The following is a 19,683-nucleotide window of genomic DNA, read 5'->3' as shown; positions in this document are numbered from 1 at the left end:
GTTTGATTGCTTAAAAAGATCTATGATTTTTTAATTTTTTCTATAATTTCATCTGTTAGTAATGGTTTTTCCCATATTCCATGAATATAGGTAAGAAAAGGGGCCTTTTGATCTTTTGCTCTTTCTGGGTATCCATAAGGATACCTTACAAATGAAATGATTAAATACTCATTAGTATCATTGTCTTCTAAGAACTTAAAATTTATATATGGTTTATCATCTATATTTTTTTCTCCTATTTCATTATAATATTCTTTGGGTATTGAGAGTGTTTTACTACCATTGGTTTCTTTACAGATTAATCCATAATTATCAGCTAAAAACAACACTTCTTCTTCGTTAAATTTCAACTGTGAATAATAGTCATTTTGGTATAAGACACCATCATAGATTCTTTCTTTAGATGGAATAGCATTATGAAATCTAAAATTAGATACTACAATTCTTTTCGAATCTGTGTTATTGAATTCTATACTAGGTCGTTCTAATTCTCTTCTTAAAACAGTTTCTCCTTTAAAGACTTTTTTTCTTGTATACGGATTCCAAGTGGAATAGAAAAATTTATCTATTAATTTCATATAACTACATTAGCATTATTATCTATTGGGGTTTTTAATTTTTTCTATAATTTCATCTGTTAACAAAGGATTTTCCCAAATACCATGAATATAAGTAATTGGTTCACCATAATAATCGTACATTCTGCTATGCTCTTGATTTTCATCCTCAAATCTGTTAAATTGAATTATTAAATATTCTTTATTATCATGTTCTATGAAAGTAAGTTCTGCTGAATTCTTGTACAACTTATTTAGTTTTTCGTTTGTCGAAGCCAAGTAAAAACTACCATCTAAAATATTTTCTTTGGTAATTAGTTCAACATCATAAGTTACTGCTAAAAAATTCATTTCTTTTTCTGTGAGATATGAATCACTAAATCGCATTTGAAATATCCCTATATTTTTCCAGTCAGAAGTATCAATTAATTTTCTTTCTGAATTTAAAAATTTAATGATAGGATACCTTAATTCCTCTTTTATTTTTTTAATTCCTATATATTTTTTCTCTTTACTACCTGGATTATATTCCCAATATTCAAACTCTTTAATTACTTGCATTAATCACATTTTTTAAGATTACCTTCTGCTGACGCAACCGTCACTCATACCATCACGAGCAAGATGCTCGCGCTAGCATCATAGGAAAGCTAGTAAACATTAAAGTTTAAGCTATCCTAATTTTCATCAGCCCTATTTTCTTTTACCGATAACAGATTCGCAAATAACTTATAAGCTCCAGAAACACCCGCTGGCAACTCTCTAAAGAAACTTAACCCAGTATAGATGTAATTTCCTTTTCCGTATTTAGCGACTAACAAACTTCCTTTTTTAGCTACTTCTCCTTTGTCGTGCATTGATAATATTGGTGTGTATTCTTTACTCCATTTATTCGGAAAATACAATCCGCGTTCTTGTACCCATCCGTTAAAATCAGCTTCAGTAATTTTATTAGGATAATTTAAAATCGAATGTTCTTTAGCTAACAAGGTTACTTTAGAATGCTCATCTGTTACTCTATCACGTGATAATTGTAATTCATACGGCGCTTGTACATCTACTCCTCTATTCGTGTTGTATTGCACTATTAAATTTCCACCATTTTTCACATATTCTAGCAAATATTTCTGCTTAAACTGTAATTCTTCATTGGTGTTATAAGCGCGAATACCTATAACTACAGCATCAAACTGATCTAAATTTCCGTTGATTTCATTTACATTCAATTCTGTTACCTCATAACCAATTTGTTGTAAACTTTCAGGAATAGCATCACCAGAACCTTGAATATACCCTATGCGTTTTCCGCTTTTTTCGATATTCAAACGAACTACTTTCGCTTGTGATGGCAACAATACCGATTGTTTTGGAATATGGTTATAATTGATTTCTACCAACTCTTTATCATAAGTTTTGCCATCAACCGTAGCGATAACTTTTAATGCTCCTTCTGATTCATTTTGAGTTGGAGTTACCATAAATTCCACAAATTGAACATCTCCTTTTTGGGCGATTGAAAAATCTATTGCTGTTGGAGATACTTTCCATCCTTTTGGAGCTTGTAAGCTTACTTTTCCGTTAATATTTGCATCTCCTGCTCTTACTTCAACAGGTATCTTTTGAGCTTCCGAAGTAGAAAAAATCAATACTTTATCGTTTAATTTTGTAGTTACTTTCGGCAATACCTCAAAAGGCTCATAGATTTCTCCAACATCACTTTTAGCATATCTATGCACTACCGGAATGGTAAAAGCAACTGGTTGATTTTCAATAATAATATTGTATTGAATTTGAATAGGTCTTGGAGATTCTGGATTTCCAATCAATTTCTGATTGTTTACCTTATACATTCCTAAATCCCAAGGAGTATTTAACCAATACGGTGAAGAGTATGAAACATCTTTTCCAATATTGATTTTATTTTTAAAATTTTGTTTGCTATTAGGAGCTAAATCCAATTCTTTTTTGATGTTTTTTCCTTCGGGAAGGATGGTAATTGATGATAACTCCATAGAGATAAAGCTTCTATTTAGCACTTCAAAATCTACATCAATCGTACTGCTTGGAGTTGCACTAGAACTTACAGCCGATGCTTCTAAATACAAACCTGCACAAGCCTTGATAATTTCATTTAACTCTTTGGTTTTAATAGTTCTCCAATGTGTATCTTTCAATTGTCGAACCATTTTGTAGGCTTGCAACAACTCTGGTAAATGTTTTGCTGGATTTACAAAATCGAAATCATCTTCAATTTTATATAAAATATCTCCAATTTCTCCACCTCCTTCTATACGATTCCAAGTAGTATTGATTCCTGAAAAAATATCTTTTTTATCCTTCGGAAAATCTCCTTTTAAAAACTCAACATATTCGGTTTGACTTCCTCTAGTAGTCAATCTACCAAAACCCTGACATAAATGTTGGCTACTTGCAATAGCAGCCACCTCGTTATTTGACAATCCTTTCAAAGGATAATACGCACCTATATCAAAGCTTAACATGTTGCCTTTATCTGCTTTTGAAAAAGCTTCTTCGCTTCCATAAAACCACCACGAAGTATTAAAAAACAACCTATTAGGTTGCCATGTACTCGTAGATTGTAGCTGTTCTGGGTATTTTGTTTTATCAGCGGCCAAATCAAATGCTTCAACACTTAACATTGCTGAAGATGTATGATGCCCATGCGTAGAACCTGGTGTTCTGTGATTAAAACGATTGATGATTACATCTGGTTTAAACGTACGGATTGCCCAAACTACATCAGCTAACACTTTATCTTTATTCCAAATTTCTAAGGTTTCGTCAGGATGCTTTGAATACCCAAAATCATTTGCTCTTGAAAAACGTTGCTCTCCACCATCTACTCCTCTTGCAGCTAAGAGTTCTTGAGTACGAATAACTCCTAATAATTCCCGCATTTCTGGACCAATTAAATTTTGACCACCATCACCACGAGTTAACGATAAATACGCTGTTCTTGCATTTTCATGGTTAGATAAGTAAGAAATTAATCGGGTATTTTCATCATCAGGATGTGCTGCTATATACAAAGCCGAACCTAAAAAGTTTAGTTTTTGTATTTTTTCATAAATCTGATTAGAAGTTAACTTTTGTGGTTTTTGTGCGCTTATTGTTAGTGAAATCAATAAAAATGATAGGACTAAAAGTACTTTTTTGTGCATTTTTAATAGTTTGAATACTACACAAATGTAACTTTTTTAACTAAAAAAAGAATTCTATTAACAAAATGCTAACGTTTTTTATTAAAATCTATATTTATAAGTTTAGTCTAAAAAATATTCATCTTTAAACCCTATCAAATACAATTTTTCTTGAGCACGCGTAACTGCTGTATATAGCCAACGTAAGTATTCTACTGAAGCTCCATCAGGTAAATAAGGTTGTTCTATAAAAACAGTTTTCCACTGTCCACCTTGTGATTTATGGCATGTCATAGCGTAAGAAAATTTCACTTGAAGTGCGTTGAAGTACTTATTCTTTTTCACTCCAATAAATTGTTTGTACTTCGATTTTTCTTGAGCAAAATCTTCTTTTACAGCTTCGTATAAGCGATTTGACTCTTCATAGGTTAATGACGGACTCTCGCTAGTAAGCGTGTCTAATAGCAAAACCGTTTCAAAAGGTTTCATATCAGGATAATCAATCATACGAACTTCAACTTCAGCAAACTTAAATCCGTATAAATCTTTAATTTCATTAATACGCATTACCTCACAAATATCTCCGTTGGCTATAAACCCTGCAGAAGACGAGTCTTTTAACCAATAGTAGTTATTTTTTACCACCATTACATAATCACCTGTAGAAATTTCGTTTTCTTGTCCGCGAATTTTCGTTCGTATCTGTTGGTTGTATTGATTCGCTCGTTTGTTGGAACGCACAATAATAGCGGTATCTTCTACTCCTATATCTCCGTCATAAGCCATTGTTATAGCATCTTGAATATCGTATCCATCTTGCAAACGAATAATATCAGGATAATTTAAATCGAATTGGAAATGAGTAGATTCATTTTGGATTAATAAGCGTAAATCGGTTGCGTTGGCTAAAATCCCTGAGCCTTCCTCTTGACGTACCACTTCATCTAGCTCTATTTCGGTAACTTCTTTATTGAATTCAAACGAAAGTTTATCGGCTTCTAAAGCTGGACTCATTGTCAACTTTACTGGAGGTAACTGAGCCGTATCACCTATAAAAATAATTTTACAATTTTTTCCTGAGTACACATAGGAGATTAAATCGTCTAATAACGAACCATTTTCAAACAATTTAGCACTCTGTTTTTCATCTGAAATCATCGAAGCTTCATCAACAATAAAAAGCGTATCAGTATGCTTATTAGGCTGCATAACAAAACTTACTCCACCACTACTTTGTTTTTTAGGAAAGTAAATTTTTTTATGAATGGTAAATGCTTGTCTATTCGAGTACCCCGAAATAACCTTAGCTGCACGACCTGTGGGCGCTAATAAAACTGCCTTCTGGCCAATCTTCCATAAATTATGAACAACTGTACTTATAATGGTAGTTTTTCCCGTTCCTGCATATCCTTTTAATAAAAACAAAGCACGATTATCATCTGAAAAAATAAAATGCGTTAAAACATCTAATAATTCACCTTGTTTTTGTGTAGGTGCATAAGGAAATTTTTGAAGTATCTCTTTATAGAATTTTGGGGCGGTTTGTATCATATTTTAAATAATGTTCAAAGATAAATGTATTTACAAAATAATTATTTTCATCATTGAAAAAAAATTGTAGATTTGCGAATATCATATATTAAAAATTAAAAAAATGAGTTTATTATTAATGATTTTGGTGGCTGTTGTGGTTGCTTTTCTTTTAGCTGTACTTGTAGTTAAATTTGTACCTCTAAAAATGAGATGGTTAGTTTCAATATTTCTTTTAGGTGCATCTGTCTTTTTAGTATATAAAATTTACGGTGGAATTATGGAGCCTATTAACTTTAACAAAGACAAAAAAGTACGTTACGCTAAAGTTATTAAGAATTTAAAACTAATTCGTGATGCCGAAGTAAAATATAAAGAGGTTTACGGAACTTATACTAACAGTAAAGATTCTTTACTTAATTTTATTCAAAATGGACAGTTAGCTTTAACAGAAACTAAAAACATTGAAGTAGAAGAAGACAGAGGTGGAGGAATTAAAGTTAAAGTTTCTAAAAAGCAAATTGATACTATTGGATACGAGCCTGTTTTAAAATACTTTGAAGGTAAAGAATATACTAAAATGTTTGAAGTACCAGGTACTACAGAACAATTTGAATTAGCTACTGGTAGAGTTGAAAAAGTAGCAGGTTTAGAAGTTCCTGTATTTGAAGCTAAAGTTTCAAAAAAGCCTATTTTAAAAGGAATGAACCCTTCGTTAATTAAAGCTGAATTAGAAGCAATTGAATCTGATCAAATTAAAGGTGAGTTTGTTTCTGTAGGTTCTTTAAATGAAGTAACTACTGGTGGTAATTGGCCTCCTTTTTATGATAAAGGTGAAGCAGTTGCAAAAAAAGACTAAAAAAACAAGCGCTATAGCGCAATATAAAGATCTATCCATCCAATTTAGTTTGGATGGATTTTCTTTTTGTATCTCTAACTCAGAAACGAAAGCTTCATTACTTTTTACCAAGTATACTTTTGCTGCTTCAAGCACTACACCTGAGTTATTATTAGAAGAAATTATACGTGTTTTTAATACCGATAAAGATCTACAACAAGATTTCTCTTCTGTTTTTGCCATACATCAAAACAACCTAGCTACTTTGGTTCCTAATAAACTTTTTGACCGAAACAATTTAGCTCCGTATTTAAAATACACCGTAAAAACCTTAAAAACAGATTTTATTACTTACGATTTACATGATATTATAGCTGCTAACACAGTTTATATACCTTATGTAAACATTAATAATTACCTGTTTCAAAACTTTGGAGAATTTGAATACAAACACCATTCAACTGTGTTAATAGACAAGCTACTCTCCTATTCTCAAGAAAACTCTGATCAACAATTTTTTGTACATGTTTCTCCTAATGATATAGATATTGTAGTTTGTAAAGAAGGAAAACTTATATTTTACAACTCCTTTTCATACAGTACCAAAGAAGATTTTATTTACTATATTCTTTTTACTGCGGAACAATTACAAATGGATCCAAACAATTTTCAATTAACATTTATTGGTGATATTGAAAAAGATTCAGAGTTGTACACTATAACTTATACTTACGTTCGAAATATTCATTTTATGAATCCTGTTGATAATTTCTTTGCGGATAGCGATGATTTTTCGAACCATTCAAATTTTATACTTATTGCCTAATGCGAATTATTTCTGGAAAATATAAGAGTAAAAGAATTTCTGCTCCTAAAAACTTACCTGTACGACCTACGACCGATATGGCTAAAGAGTCGTTATTTAACATCTTAAATAATTTGTATTATTTTGATAATATTTCGGTGTTAGATTTATTCGCTGGTACAGGAAATATAAGTTACGAATTTGCCTCTAGAGGTACAGAAATTATTTATGCTGTTGATGCTCATTTTGCGTGTATCAAGTTCATCAATCAAACTTCAAAGGAGTTAGATATGGACATTACCAGCTATAAAAGTGATGTATATAAGTTTTTAGAGAAAACTCCGCTAAAAACGGATGTTATTTTTGCAGACCCTCCTTACGATTTTGAAGAAGCGCAATTTTTAAAAATAGCAGATATTATTTTTGAACGTGATTTGTTAAATGAAGATGGTGTTTTAATTATTGAACATTCAAAACATACCGACTTAACTAAGCATCCAAATCATAGTTATGATAAACGTTATGGTGGTAATGTGTTTAGTTTTTTTGAAGCTATTAGCGATGACGAAGAAGAATAAAAACTTTTAATAATTAAACAAAAAAGGGAACCAATTTGGTTCCCTTTTTTGTTATTGTATTAAGAATACATTTGTTCTCTTAATTCTTTTACCTTAGGATCATCTAAATAATCATCAAAAGTTGAATATTTATCAATGATTCCTTTTGGTGTAATTTCTATAATTCTATTAGCAACCGTTTGAGCAAACTCGTGGTCATGCGTAGTAAACAACACAGTTCCTTTAAAGTTAATTAACGAGTTGTTTAATGCCTGAATAGATTCTAAGTCTAAGTGGTTAGTTGGTTCATCTAACATTAAAATGTTCGCTCTGGTCATCATCATACGAGATAACATACAACGTACTTTTTCTCCTCCTGATAATACATCACTCTTTTTTAATGCCTCTTCTCCAGAGAAAATCATTTTCCCTAAGAAACCTCTTAAAAACACTTCTTCTCTCTCTTCTTCAGTTTGTGCATATTGACGTAACCAATCTACTAAATTCAATTCTCCATTTTGGAAATATTCAGAGTTATCAGCTGGCAAATATGATTGTGTAGTAGTTACACCCCAATTGTATTTTCCTGAATCAGCTTCTTCATTTCCTGAAATTACTTGATAAAATGCTGAAGTAGCTTTTGAGTTCTTTGAAATAATAGCTACTTTGTCTCCTCTATTCAAGTTAATATCTACATTTGAGAATAATAACTCTCCTTCTGCATCCTTTTTTGATAAACCTTCAATATTTAAAATCTGATCTCCAGCTTCTCTATCTCTTTCAAAAATAATAGCAGGGTAACGACGTGAAGACGGCTTAATTTCATCTACATTTAATTTCTCTATCATCTTCTTACGAGAAGTTGCTTGTTTAGACTTTGCAACGTTTGCAGAGAAACGACGGATAAACTCTTCTAATTCTTTCTTTTTATCTTCTGCTTTTTTGTTTTGTTGAGCTCTTTGTTTAGCTGCTAACTGAGAAGATTCGTACCAGAATGTATAGTTACCAGAAAAATGGTTGATTTTTCCAAAATCGATGTCAGAAATATGTGTACAAACTGCATCTAAGAAGTGACGGTCGTGCGATACTACGATTACGGTGTTATCATAATTTGCTAAGAAATTCTCTAACCAAGAAATTGTTTCAAAATCTAAGTCATTGGTAGGCTCATCCATGATTAATACATCAGGATTACCAAACAACGCTTGCGCTAATAATACACGTACTTTTTTCTTCGGATCAATCTCAGATAGTAAAGTATAATGATCTTCTTCTTTAATCCCTAAGTTTGATAGTAAACTTGCAGCTGAAGCATCGGCATTCCACCCGTCCATTTCTTCAAAACGAACTTGTAACTCACCTATTTTTTCTGCATTTTCATCAGTATAATCAGCATACAATGCATCTATTTCCGACTTAATTTTATGCAGTTCTTTGTTTCCCATTAATACTGCTTCTAAAGCGGTATATTCATCAAAAGCGTAGTGATCCTGTGTTAAAACAGACATTCTTTTTCCTGGCTCTAGGTGAACGCTTCCTGATGTTGGATCTTGTTTTCCTGATAAAATCTTTAAAAAAGTTGATTTACCCGCTCCATTTGCTCCGATAATTCCGTAGCAATTTCCTTGTGTAAACTTTGTGTTTACTTCATCAAACAAAACACGTTTCCCAAACTGAACTGATAAATTAGAAACTGATAACATGTATAGTATTTTAAATTCCGTGCAAAAGTATAAAAACTAAAGAGTATAAAAGAATTTGCATGAAAGTTTTTAACATATTACTTTTGAGACTTTTTAATTCATTTTAACAGCGAATTAACAGCCTTATTAAGAAGAGTTCTCTATTTTTGAGCATTGATATTTAGGGTAATTTCAAGCATGATTAAGTATTTAATACCTCTCTTATTAGTTACACTTATTGGATGTAAAAATTCTGATAATCAAAAACCTACCTATTTTGGGGGTAAAATTATCAATCCTAAATCTGACTTCGTTATTTTATCAGACAATTACGAATTTAAAGACACAATTCCTTTAAATAAGAATAATACCTTTTTAGGAAATTACACCAATATTAAAGAAGGTTTGTATATTTTTTATCATGGTAATGAGCATCAATACGTGTTCTTACAACCTTCTGATAGCACTTTAATCAGGCTAAATACGTGGGATTTTGATGAATCTTTAGTTTTTAGCGGTAGTAATGCAGAAAAAAACAACTTATTGATAGAAGCTTTTTTACAGTATGAACAAGATGAAAAAGCAATTGCAAGATATTTTCATTTACCACAAAATCACTTTACTCGAAAAATGGATTCTTTAAAACAGATTAAGGATGCCATTTTAACGAAACACAGTGAAAATGACTTAAACCCTTCTACAAAGTTTTCTAACCTTTTAGATATTGCTTTAAACTACCCAATATATACAAACTTAGAAAAGTACGCTATTAAAAATGCTACTAAAAAAGAACCTCAAACTTTAGCTAACTCTTACTATAGCTATCGTACTAAAACTGATGTTTGTAATGATTCCTTAATGTTTTTTGGCCCGTATTATAGATTTATAATCGAAAAAATATACAACGATGTATATCAAAAAAACAGCGTTAAGAAATTAGATAATTTTACAGTAGAACTACTTAATTCAATTGATAAAAATATTGATTCCGAAGAAGTTAAAAACAGATTATTATATAACGCAGTTGTTGGTCACTTTTTTAAAGAACCTAACTACGAAAAGAAAAATGAAACTTTCTTTACCTTCTTTAAACTTAATACCGACAACGAGCAAAAGAAAACTATACAACGTTTAATTAACGATTTAAAACTCTTAAATAAAGGAGAAACACTTCCTTCTTTTGATTTAATTTCAGCTGATGGAGGACTTGTTGATATTAAAAATGTTGCTAAAGGAAAAAATACAGTCGTTTTATTTAAAAATTATAAATATGCCTCTGACGACTGGGTGTCTTCCAGGTTTAATCACTTAATCAAAAATAACCCTGATGTTAATTTTGTTTTAGTAAACCTATGCGATACCTCTAGAAGATACACTAAAAATATTGATATTAAATATCAATACACGCTTCCAGAAGAAAGTCCAACTTGTGAATATTCTTCGAGTAAATTTTCTCGTTTGGTTTTGGTTGATAAAAATGGAATTATCCAAAACGGATACACTAGTCTATCTTCTTCCAGTATCAACCAAGAAATCAATAACTTACAAAATTTAAAATAGTTAGCTGCTATTCATTTTATTTAGTGTACTTTTGCACCGTCCAAAAAAATCGTAATTAACGATTAATAATATTAATAGAATTCGCGGAGGGGCATCTGTGGGTTCTCTAAAAACACAGTATGTCAACATTTTTAGATTTAGGTTTACAAGAACCTATCAATAGGGCTTTGACCGATTTAGGGTACGAAAAGCCAACAGTAATTCAAGAAAAAGCAATTCCACAAATCATTTCTTCAACCGAAGATTTAAAAGCTTTTGCTCAAACAGGAACCGGTAAAACAGCCGCTTTTAGTTTACCAATCATCGAACTTATCGATCAAACAAGTGTACACACACAAGCTATTATCTTATCACCTACTCGTGAATTAGCAGTACAAATAGGTAATAATATTGAAGGCTTTACAAAATACTTACCAAACTTAAAAGTAGCAACCGTTTACGGAGGTGCTAATATTGAAGAACAAATAAGAAAACTTAAAAAAGGCGCCCAAATTGTTGTGGGTACTCCTGGTAGAACAGTAGATTTAATTAAAAGAAGAGCCTTAAAGCTTGGTAACGTTCAGTGGTTAGTCCTTGATGAAGCCGATGAAATGCTTAACATGGGGTTCAAAGATGAATTAGATCAAGTTTTAGAAGCAACTCCTGAGAGCAAACAAACTTTGTTATTCTCTGCTACTTTTCCTAGAGAAGTAGAAGATATTGCTAAGAACTATATGAGAAATCCTGTTGAAATTACTTCAGGACAAAAAAATCAAGGTTCAGACAATGTAAGTCACGAATATTATTTAGTAACTGAAAAAACACGTTACCCTGCTTTAAAAAGGGTTGCTGATTTAAATCCAGATATTTACGGAATCGTTTTTTGTAGAACTCGTAGAGAAACCCAAGAAGTAGCTAACAACTTAATTAAAGACGGTTACAATGCTGATGCGTTACATGGTGATTTATCTCAAGCGCAACGTGATTCGGTAATGGAGAAATTCCGTGAGAAAAACATTCAAATATTAGTAGCTACTGATGTTGCTGCGCGTGGTTTAGATGTTAATAACCTAACACACGTAATTAATCATAAATTACCAGACCAAATAGAAAACTATAACCACCGTAGTGGTAGAACTGGTAGGGCTGGTAACAAAGGAATTTCAATTGCATTAGTTACTAAAAAGGAACAAGGTAAATTACGTCCTATTGAGCGTATTATTAAAAAAGAATTTATTCACACTCCTGTTCCTTCTGGTAAAGAAATTTGTCAAAATCAATTATTCCATTTAATTGATAAAGTACATAATACTGAAGTAAACACTGATCAAATAAATGATTTTTTACCAAGTATTTATGAAAAATTAGAAGATTTAACCAGAGAAGAGTTAATCCAAAAGTTTGTTTCGTTAGAATTCAACACTTTCTTATCATACTATGAAAATGCTCCTGACTTGAACAATTTATCGTCAAGAGAAAATTCAAGAGTACGTTCTTCTAGTGAAAATATGACTCGTTTCTTCATCAACTTAGGAAGAAAAGATCGTTTAAATCCAGCTAAATTAATCGGATTAATTAATGATCAAAACATAGGTGATAAAATTGAAATTGGTGCAATTGATATTTTAGACACTTTTTCTTTCTTTGAAATAGACAAGAACTACGAAAAAGAAACTTTAGATGCATTTGCTGATAATGATCCTGATTTTAATGGACGTTCAGTAAATATAGAAATTACAAAAACCGATCGTGGTAACGGCGGTGGTAGAAAACCTCGTAGAAGTGGTGGAGGTAATTTTAGCGGAAAAAAACGTAGAAGCGATAGAAACGACAAACCCACTGATACTAAAAAAAGTTTTGGTAGAAGACGCAGCAATGAAACTTCATCTAGAAGAGGTGACAATAAACCTGCTGCAGGATTTGGTAGAAAACGCAGAAGAAATTAAATTAATAATTCTATAAATAAAAAAAGCAGCTCTATAAGCTGCTTTTTTTATTTATAGAATTGAATTTACTGGTTTCCTAAAATAATAGGCATTCCGCTTTTTCCAGAACCAATAATAACTACTTTACTATTCTGAGAGTTAGCTAATCTATTCGTAGCTTCTATTCCTTTATCTTGTAAAATTTTATCAGTTAACGAAGCGCTTAAAATTTTGTTCGCATCTGCTTTACCTTTTGCTTCAATAATTTGTTTTTCTGCTTCTTTTTGAGCTGTAACTAATCTAAACTCATATTCTAATGACTCTTGCTCTTGTTTTAATTTACGCTCAATAGCTTCTTTAATAGTTGAAGGCAATGTTACATCTCTAACAAGTATTTCATTTAATTGAACATATTGAGATTCTAAAATCTTTTTTGTTTCAATAAAAATTTCATCTTGAATAGCATCTCTTTTACTTGAATATAATTGTTCAGGTGTATAACGCCCCACTACACTACGTGCAGCTGAACGAATTGCAGGCTGAATTACGCGTTGCAAATAGTTTTCTCCTAATACTTGATGTAACTTCCCTAAATCGTTGTAAACTGGTTGATACCATGCCGAAGCATCTATCTGAATTTCTAATCCATTTGAAGATAATACTTTCATTTTTTCAAAAAGTTCTTGCTGTCTCACCTCATAAACATGCACTTTATTCCAAGGAGCAACTACATGAAAACCTTCTCCTAATGGTGGTTCATCTGTTACAACTCCTCCTCCAAACGTTTTATACAATACTCCTGCTTCACCTGAATTAATTGTTACTGTAGATTTCGCTATAAAAATTATTAAAACAATTACTACAAGTATTAACATACCGAACTTAGGAAACTTTAATTCTACTTGATTTCTTGTCATTTTTTTGTGTTTTATACTCTACTCAAATGTACAACTAAATTAAAGAACCGCAGTTTTCATATTCACATTCATGAGCTGAGATCTCAAGCTCTAAAGTGATATGCTCTAAATGAAAATCATCATGTAATAACTTTTTTACCTTTTGTTTAATTTGTTTGGTTTCTTCCCAAGAAAAGCTACGTTCCTTTAAAATTAAATGTGCCGTAAAAATATTGTATTCTCCATCCATTGTCCATAAATGACAATCATGCACTCCTTCAACTTCTTCTAAAGACAATAAGTTCTTTTTAATATCATCAACCGAAATTCCTTCAGGTGCTCCTTGTAAAATAATACGCAAACTTTCTTTGATATTTTTATATACATTAAACAATACAAAACCTGCAATAGCTATTGATAATATAGGATCTAACACTGGTACATCCCAAAACTGCATTACTATACTCGCTACTAAAACGACTGCCCAACCTAATACATCTTCTAATAAATGTAACGATACGACTCTTTCATTGATTGATGTTCCTTTTTTCAGTTTAAGAACAGCTGCACCATTAACAATGATACCTAAAACCGCTAACCACATCATTCCTTTTGCATCAGCACTTTCTGGTGTAATAATTCTTGGAATTGCTTCTTTTATAATAAATAAAGAACCTATTATGAGTACGATTGAGTTTATGATAGCTCCTAACAAGGAAAATCGTTTATATCCGTACGAGTATTTTTTTGTCGGTTTTTTAGTCGATTTCTTTTGAAAATACCATGACAATCCTAAACTTAAACTATCACCTAAATCGTGTAAAGCATCTGACATAATTGCCAAACTATTGGTATAAAAACCTCCTATAAATTCAATAATTGTAAATGCTAAATTCAAGAAAAAGGCAACGGCTATATTCTCTGTTGAACTTCCGTGTGAATGATGATGATGGTTGTGTCCCATGTTTTTATTAATTGACTTTAAATGTATAAAAAAGATGCAAAAAGAGGAGTTAAAAAACTCCTCTTTCTCTTATAACTTCACCAATATACCTGCATTGAAAATAAATCCGTCTGTTGGTGCCCAAATATCTGTAAAAGATGGATCGTGATGCATATCTTCTATCATGTCTTGATAGTTTTGTTGTTTGGTGTCTGTAAAGTTTTCGAAATTAGCATACAAACTAATTTTCCCAAACGTTCTCATTACCATAAAGCCCATCGTCAAATAATCTGGAGTTTTAGTTAAATTATTTCTTAACTGAGAGCTCTTATAATATGCTTCATATCCTATTCGCCATTTATCATGTACTTCATACATTAATACGCCACCAAAGCTATGTTTTGGTGTCAGCGCTTTTTGATTATTGTTAATTTCAACATTGTTATAAGCATAGTTTGTAAACAGTATAAAATCTTTGTATTTCAACTTTAAATTAGTTTCTGCTCCATAACTATTTAATCGACTTAAAGCATTCACAAATTCATAATTGGCTCCATTTTCTTGTAATAAAAGTGTATTTTTTAACTGCGTATAAAACACTAATTGATTAAAAGACAATGATACATTATCATTAAAAATTTTTGTTTTATAATTTACATCTGCATTAAATCCGATAGAAGTTTCTGCTTCAAAATTGGTCAAGTTAATTGGCATTACATTTTGATACGAACGCAATTCTGCATCTTCTGTAAAAATTGTAGGTATTTTATATCCTAAACCTCCTCCTATTCTACTTGAAACCTTGTCGTTATATTTGATAAATAAAGAAGCTCTAGGCAATACAAACGTTCCGTAGTGATCGTTATAATCTGTTCGTAAGCCACTTTCTAAAGTTAAACTATTTGAAAGCCTCCAGTTATTTTGAGTAAATCCTCCAAAAGTAAACTGCTCGTAACTTCTATCTAAATTAGTTGTTGGATTTTCTGTAAAGTTTTCAGTGATGATATTTCCTCCAAAAACCCAATCAGAGCTAGTATTATACAAGTTATACGTTGCTTCAGTAAATGTAGCCCATTGTTTTCCATCAAACTCATAATCAGGCAAGGTTAAATTTCTTTTGAAATAACTCACACTATTTTTAAAATTAAAACTTTTCGTTTCTGAAATATCATTAGAATATGATAATTGTGTTGAGTAGCGTTCTGATTTATTTTCTTCAAAAAAACTGTGATCAGGCGTCATATTTCCTGCAATCACATCAGTATCCCCTCCAATACGATCTTCTATTGTCGTTCCGAAATTCAAACGCCACTCTTCCTTTTCATTCGGATAGTAAAATAACGACGGATTGATACTAAAGCTTCTAACTTTTGGAATATCAGAAAAATGGTCATCATTTACATCAGTAGCTTGCTGTCTGTTTGCAGATCCGTATAAACTAACTCCAAATTTATTGAAACGTTCGCTATAAAAAGCATTTAACGTACTTCCGTTACGTGAAGTTTGATCGAACATTAGACTAATTTCTCGTTCTTCTTTTGGCTTTTTTGACACCAAATTTACCAAACCTGCAATAGCTCCTCCTCCATATAAAGTAGAAGAACTTCCTTTGATAATTTCTACTTGCTGCAAATCTAACGGAGGAATTTGCATAATACTCAATCCACTAGAAAAACCTCCAAATAACGGAAATCCGTCTTTTAGTAATTGCGTAAAACGTCCATCTAACCCTTGGATACGAATACTTTGATTGGCAGAGTTTGCAGAAGTTTGCTGCATCTGAATTCCTGTGCTTTCTCGCAGGACCATAGCAATATTTGCTGAATTCATTACTGCTTTTTCTCCTAACTCTTCTGCTCCGACAACTTCTATCCTTGTAGGTATCTCAGCAATCGTCCTTTTACTTCTTGTTGATTGAATTACAACCGCTTCTAAAGTTTCTTCATCTTCATGAAGTTCTATTATAAATTGCTTTTTTGTTGTTGGAAATTGAATAGTTTTTTCGACTGTTTCAAAACCTATAAACGATACTACAAAAGTTTGTTTTCCATTAGGAATATTATTTATAATTGCAATTCCATCTAAGTTAGTTTCTGCTCCAATAGTCGTGTTTTTCACATACACTGAAGCACCTACAATAGGCTCCTTTTCATCAGAAATCACTTTAAACTCAACTGAATTTTGTGCTGCTATTTTAATTGCAGATAGCATAATAACTACTGCTACTATTATATTTTTTAACATGTGTTATTTTTAAATTAATTATATAAATGAAGACATCTCTTTTTTTAAAAAGATGCATGAAAGCTTTCTATTTTTTGAAAGCGAATACTGAATAATTAATTTAAACTCTGGGTGGTTGGAAAATTCCTTTTAAGAAAGAAAAGTTATAAGGAACTTGGTAAAAACCAATTGTTTCTCTTATTTCAAAAAAAGGAATAATTTCGAAGTAATATTCAACAGGTACAAATTCTGCTGTAAGATTCACCACCGTACAATGATGATGATGTTCTTTGTCTCTCTCTTCTTCTGTATCATTTTGATGATGTTCGTGCTGATGTTCGTAATTAAATACATCAAAATGCGCTTCTATTTCATCAACAAAAACTACTGCATCAGTATGCGCTTGAACTGGAGGCACAATTAACAACAAGGTTAACAATATGATGCAGAAATTTTTCAATACATTAATTTTATAGGTGCAAAAGTATAAAATTTAAAGACGCTACTCTTCTTCTAGCCTATCTTTAACATATTCTATCTTGTTTTTACCATGTGCAAAAGGATTACCTTCTTCATCTAAACTTACCATGATAATTTTATCTATTGCAATTATGGTTTTTCTGGTAATTTTATTACGAACCTCACAACATAGAGTAATTGATGTTCTTCCAAATTTTACGACATCAATTCCTATTTCTATAATATCTCCTTGTTTTGCAGAACTTACAAAGTCTATTTCAGACATAAACTTAGTTACTGTCTTCGGAATTTCTAATTGAATAATAGCATATAAGGCTACTTCTTCATCAATCCATTGTAATAATCTACCTCCAAAAAGGGTTCCGTTAGGATTTAAGTCTTCGGGTTTTACCCATTTACGTGTATGAAATCTCATATTTTTTTCTTTTGATACAAATTTCGGCAAGAATTGAAGAAAAACCAATCTATTTTAATCGGTTTCTTAAATTTTGCCATAGTATTTTCTGATAAACCACTCAATACTTAAAAAAGTAACTATCAAAAATAAAATCCATTTCCAGTCAATTAAATTTTGCTCTTTTGTGGTAGATTTTTGTGTAGTATAATACGCTTCATCATTTACCAAATCTTGCAATAATTGAGTTGTTGTATTCGGATAGAAAACTACTCCGTTTGTTTTAGATGCTAATGCTTGTAGCTTCTTTCGATTTGCATTCGTAAACTGCTCCTCGATCTGATAATCGGTTATTTTAAACTCACCATAACTCGTAATGTTTTGATTTGCTACGGAAACTTTATAGGTGTAATCACCGGATAACAATCCTTCAACAGACACTTGATATGAGTTATTTACCAGTGAAAATGGTAGCTTCTTTTGCTCCTTTGTTTCTTTATTTGTTAACGTCAGTTCTAAATTGGCTCTGTTATCAAATTTGTAGTTTTTATCTACATAAAACGCAGTAATTGCAATAGGTGCATTGGCAGGATACAATCGTTCAGAAGTAACTTCTAATCGCTTTCGTTTTTTGTTAGAAGCTAAATACTGCGCTAAATTTCCTATAAATGCGTCGAAACTTTCAAAATTTTGTTCTTTTAAATAACTAGATGCTCTCCACTTCCAAATACCTTCACCAAATAACATCGCATATTTCTTATCATTTTCTTCAAAAGTTGTAAATAATGGTTGTGTGGTTTCTACTCCTGCAAATTTCTGATACAATAAACTTTGTGCTTCCTTTTTCAACTGAACTTCTCCAAACTTATCTTGTAGTGGAGGGAAATGTGTAAAACCAATATTTTCTTGTAAAAAGGGCAGGAAATCAGCATTATAGAGAGCTGTATATTCTTCCTTTTGATTAATAACTTTCTTTGCTACTCCTAAATTTTGACTATTGATAAAATTCCAATCGGTTTTTGTTCCTGTAATGATTAAATAATTGGATGTTATCTTCTCAAACACACTTTTGAAAGAACTGTTAGGTTGATACAATACATACAACTGATAATCATCAAAATTTATGTTCTTGTCTTGAATTAACGCAATATCAACCTTGCGTTGTTTGTTACTTTCAATCGCTTTTTTCAGCGCTCCTAAATCAGGATGTAAAAAAGAACCTAATAATAAAACCTTGGTTTGTTCATCAAATACTTCAACTGAAAAGTTTTTGTAGTTGTTTTTAGTGTTTTTTTCGTTTGGAATTTTACTGATGGATGCCGTGTAATATTGTAACCCTTTTGTTTTAGACAACAAGTTCGCGGTGACTGTTTGTGTGGGATTATTAGGAGAAAATTCTAATTGTTTAGAAAATACTCTTTGTCCGTTTTGAAGAATCGAAAAAGTAGTAGTTATCTTGTCTTTTCCTTCATAATACAACAAGGCTTCAACTGGAAACTTATTTTGTAAATAACTGTATTTATTTACGTTTAGCTGAGCTATCTGTATATCTTGATACTGCGTAGTATCGCCCACAATTATTGGAAATATTTTGTTTGTTGATGCACTAAACTCATAATCGTTTCCTTGAGTTTGATTACCATCAGTAACTAAAACTGTTGTTGAAATTTTGCCTTTATTCAACTCATTAACAGCTGTAATTGCTTTTGAAATGTTGGTTTGCGTGTCAGAAAACGATAAACTACCTAAAACATAAACCTCCTTTCCGAAGAAAAAATATTGAACATCAAATTTTTCTTGAATCTTTTCATCTTCCTTTATTTCAGAAAGTACTTTTCTTACGTTTTCTTCTTCTTTAAAAAACTGCGTAGAAAGTGAATTATCTATCAATAGAGACAATATTGGTTTACTGTTCTCAATTTCTAAAGTTTTAATCTTCGGATTGATAAAAAGTAAACCTATTAAAAAAAGACTTAGTGATTTTAAGCTAAAAAGTAAGATGTGTACTTTCGGAGTTCTTTTTACCTTATAGAAATATTGAAAAAAAGCAATGGCTACGCTTATTAATACGGCTAATACAATGTAAATTATAGTTATAGACTCCACTCAGCTAATTTTAATACGTGAAGATAAAAATATCTATTAAATAAATT

The 19,683-nt window shown here is 31.3% G+C and carries 16 protein-coding genes; 5 read left to right on the top strand and 11 right to left on the bottom strand.

Annotated elements, in window-relative coordinates:
- Window positions 1–20 precede the first annotated feature (20 nt).
- From ACR9ES_RS01030 to ACR9ES_RS01015, 4 genes are all read right to left on the bottom strand, one after another.
- Entirely contained in the window at window positions 21–578 is a 558-nt protein-coding gene (locus tag ACR9ES_RS01030) for a hypothetical protein (protein ID WP_435254757.1), read from the bottom strand.
- Between the two features lie 18 nt (window positions 579–596).
- The gene (locus ACR9ES_RS01025; protein WP_435254756.1) at window positions 597–1,118 is read right to left on the bottom strand and encodes a hypothetical protein; all 522 of its coding nucleotides are present in this window, start codon (window positions 1,116–1,118) and stop codon (window positions 597–599) included.
- A gap of 116 nt (window positions 1,119–1,234) precedes the next feature.
- Entirely contained in the window at window positions 1,235–3,739 is a 2,505-nt protein-coding gene (locus tag ACR9ES_RS01020) for a PIG-L family deacetylase (RefSeq protein ID WP_435254755.1), read from the bottom strand.
- Between the two features lie 102 nt (window positions 3,740–3,841).
- On the bottom strand, window positions 3,842–5,269 hold the full coding sequence (locus ACR9ES_RS01015; protein ID WP_435254754.1) for an ATP-dependent DNA helicase: 1,428 nt from the start codon (window positions 5,267–5,269) through the stop codon (window positions 3,842–3,844).
- Between the two features lie 103 nt (window positions 5,270–5,372).
- Here ACR9ES_RS01015 and ACR9ES_RS01010 point away from each other — a divergent pair, with 103 nt between their 5' ends.
- Genes ACR9ES_RS01010 through ACR9ES_RS01000 form a run of 3 tightly spaced genes read left to right on the top strand, consistent with a single transcriptional unit; the run spans window position 5,373 to window position 7,469 of the window.
- On the top strand, window positions 5,373–6,107 hold the full coding sequence (locus ACR9ES_RS01010) for a hypothetical protein (protein WP_435254753.1): 735 nt from the start codon (window positions 5,373–5,375) through the stop codon (window positions 6,105–6,107).
- A complete protein-coding gene (locus ACR9ES_RS01005) occupies window positions 6,082–6,912 on the top strand; it encodes a DUF3822 family protein (protein ID WP_435254752.1) in 831 nt (276 codons plus the stop codon). Before ACR9ES_RS01010 ends, ACR9ES_RS01005 begins: the two co-directional genes overlap by 26 nt.
- A complete protein-coding gene (locus ACR9ES_RS01000; protein WP_435254751.1) occupies window positions 6,912–7,469 on the top strand; it encodes an RsmD family RNA methyltransferase in 558 nt (185 codons plus the stop codon). The genes ACR9ES_RS01005 and ACR9ES_RS01000 overlap by 1 nt, the downstream gene beginning before the upstream one ends.
- 59 nt (window positions 7,470–7,528) lie before the next feature.
- Here ACR9ES_RS01000 and ACR9ES_RS00995 read toward each other — a convergent pair whose 3' ends face one another.
- Entirely contained in the window at window positions 7,529–9,151 is a 1,623-nt protein-coding gene (locus tag ACR9ES_RS00995; RefSeq protein ID WP_435254750.1) for an ABC-F family ATP-binding cassette domain-containing protein, read from the bottom strand.
- A gap of 177 nt (window positions 9,152–9,328) precedes the next feature.
- Here ACR9ES_RS00995 and ACR9ES_RS00990 point away from each other — a divergent pair, with 177 nt between their 5' ends.
- On the top strand, window positions 9,329–10,690 hold the full coding sequence (locus ACR9ES_RS00990; RefSeq protein WP_435254749.1) for a hypothetical protein: 1,362 nt from the start codon (window positions 9,329–9,331) through the stop codon (window positions 10,688–10,690).
- 119 nt (window positions 10,691–10,809) lie between these two features.
- Window positions 10,810–12,615 carry a DEAD/DEAH box helicase gene (locus tag ACR9ES_RS00985; RefSeq protein ID WP_435254748.1) on the top strand — a complete coding sequence of 602 codons (1,806 nt, stop codon included), beginning with the start codon at window positions 10,810–10,812 and terminating at the stop codon, window positions 12,613–12,615.
- Between the two features lie 65 nt (window positions 12,616–12,680).
- Here the strand turns inward: ACR9ES_RS00985 and ACR9ES_RS00980 are convergent, their stop codons facing one another.
- The 6 genes from ACR9ES_RS00980 to ACR9ES_RS00955 all read right to left on the bottom strand — a co-directional run bounded on the left by ACR9ES_RS00980 (window position 12,681) and on the right by ACR9ES_RS00955 (window position 19,636).
- A complete protein-coding gene (locus ACR9ES_RS00980; protein WP_435254747.1) occupies window positions 12,681–13,511 on the bottom strand; it encodes a prohibitin family protein in 831 nt (276 codons plus the stop codon).
- A gap of 34 nt (window positions 13,512–13,545) precedes the next feature.
- Window positions 13,546–14,454, bottom strand: coding sequence for a cation diffusion facilitator family transporter (locus tag ACR9ES_RS00975; protein WP_435254746.1), 909 nt, complete (start codon window positions 14,452–14,454; stop codon window positions 13,546–13,548).
- Between the two features lie 69 nt (window positions 14,455–14,523).
- Window positions 14,524–16,677 carry a TonB-dependent receptor gene (locus ACR9ES_RS00970; RefSeq protein WP_435254745.1) on the bottom strand — a complete coding sequence of 718 codons (2,154 nt, stop codon included), beginning with the start codon at window positions 16,675–16,677 and terminating at the stop codon, window positions 14,524–14,526.
- A gap of 100 nt (window positions 16,678–16,777) precedes the next feature.
- On the bottom strand, window positions 16,778–17,116 hold the full coding sequence (locus ACR9ES_RS00965) for a hypothetical protein (RefSeq protein WP_435254744.1): 339 nt from the start codon (window positions 17,114–17,116) through the stop codon (window positions 16,778–16,780).
- Between the two features lie 42 nt (window positions 17,117–17,158).
- Window positions 17,159–17,551: an acyl-CoA thioesterase gene (locus ACR9ES_RS00960; RefSeq protein ID WP_435254743.1), complete on the bottom strand. Its 393-nt coding sequence runs from the start codon at window positions 17,549–17,551 to the stop codon at window positions 17,159–17,161.
- A 66-nt stretch (window positions 17,552–17,617) separates the two neighbouring features.
- Window positions 17,618–19,636: a VWA domain-containing protein gene (locus tag ACR9ES_RS00955; RefSeq protein ID WP_435254742.1), complete on the bottom strand. Its 2,019-nt coding sequence runs from the start codon at window positions 19,634–19,636 to the stop codon at window positions 17,618–17,620.
- Window positions 19,637–19,683 lie beyond the last annotated feature (47 nt).

This window comes from Tenacibaculum sp. A30 (assembly GCF_051200845.1).
In the GTDB taxonomy this organism is placed as follows: domain Bacteria; phylum Bacteroidota; class Bacteroidia; order Flavobacteriales; family Flavobacteriaceae; genus Polaribacter.
The sequence above is the reverse complement of the archived record's forward strand: the minus strand, read 5'-3'. Positions and strand labels throughout refer to the sequence as shown.

Coding starts and splice junctions, on each gene's coding strand:
- ACR9ES_RS01015 (WP_435254754.1), bottom strand. CDS start 5,269: ATGATACAAACCGCCCCAAAATTCTATAAAGAGATACTTCAAAAATTT.
- ACR9ES_RS00990 (WP_435254749.1), top strand. CDS start 9,329: ATGATTAAGTATTTAATACCTCTCTTATTAGTTACACTTATTGGATGT.
- ACR9ES_RS01025 (WP_435254756.1), bottom strand. CDS start 1,118: ATGCAAGTAATTAAAGAGTTTGAATATTGGGAATATAATCCAGGTAGT.
- ACR9ES_RS00960 (WP_435254743.1), bottom strand. CDS start 17,551: ATGAGATTTCATACACGTAAATGGGTAAAACCCGAAGACTTAAATCCT.
- ACR9ES_RS00975 (WP_435254746.1), bottom strand. CDS start 14,454: ATGGGACACAACCATCATCATCATTCACACGGAAGTTCAACAGAGAAT.
- ACR9ES_RS00985 (WP_435254748.1), top strand. CDS start 10,810: ATGTCAACATTTTTAGATTTAGGTTTACAAGAACCTATCAATAGGGCT.
- ACR9ES_RS01010 (WP_435254753.1), top strand. CDS start 5,373: ATGAGTTTATTATTAATGATTTTGGTGGCTGTTGTGGTTGCTTTTCTT.
- ACR9ES_RS01020 (WP_435254755.1), bottom strand. CDS start 3,739: ATGCACAAAAAAGTACTTTTAGTCCTATCATTTTTATTGATTTCACTA.
- ACR9ES_RS00980 (WP_435254747.1), bottom strand. CDS start 13,511: ATGACAAGAAATCAAGTAGAATTAAAGTTTCCTAAGTTCGGTATGTTA.
- ACR9ES_RS01000 (WP_435254751.1), top strand. CDS start 6,912: ATGCGAATTATTTCTGGAAAATATAAGAGTAAAAGAATTTCTGCTCCT.
- ACR9ES_RS00970 (WP_435254745.1), bottom strand. CDS start 16,677: ATGTTAAAAAATATAATAGTAGCAGTAGTTATTATGCTATCTGCAATT.
- ACR9ES_RS01030 (WP_435254757.1), bottom strand. CDS start 578: ATGAAATTAATAGATAAATTTTTCTATTCCACTTGGAATCCGTATACA.
- ACR9ES_RS00995 (WP_435254750.1), bottom strand. CDS start 9,151: ATGTTATCAGTTTCTAATTTATCAGTTCAGTTTGGGAAACGTGTTTTG.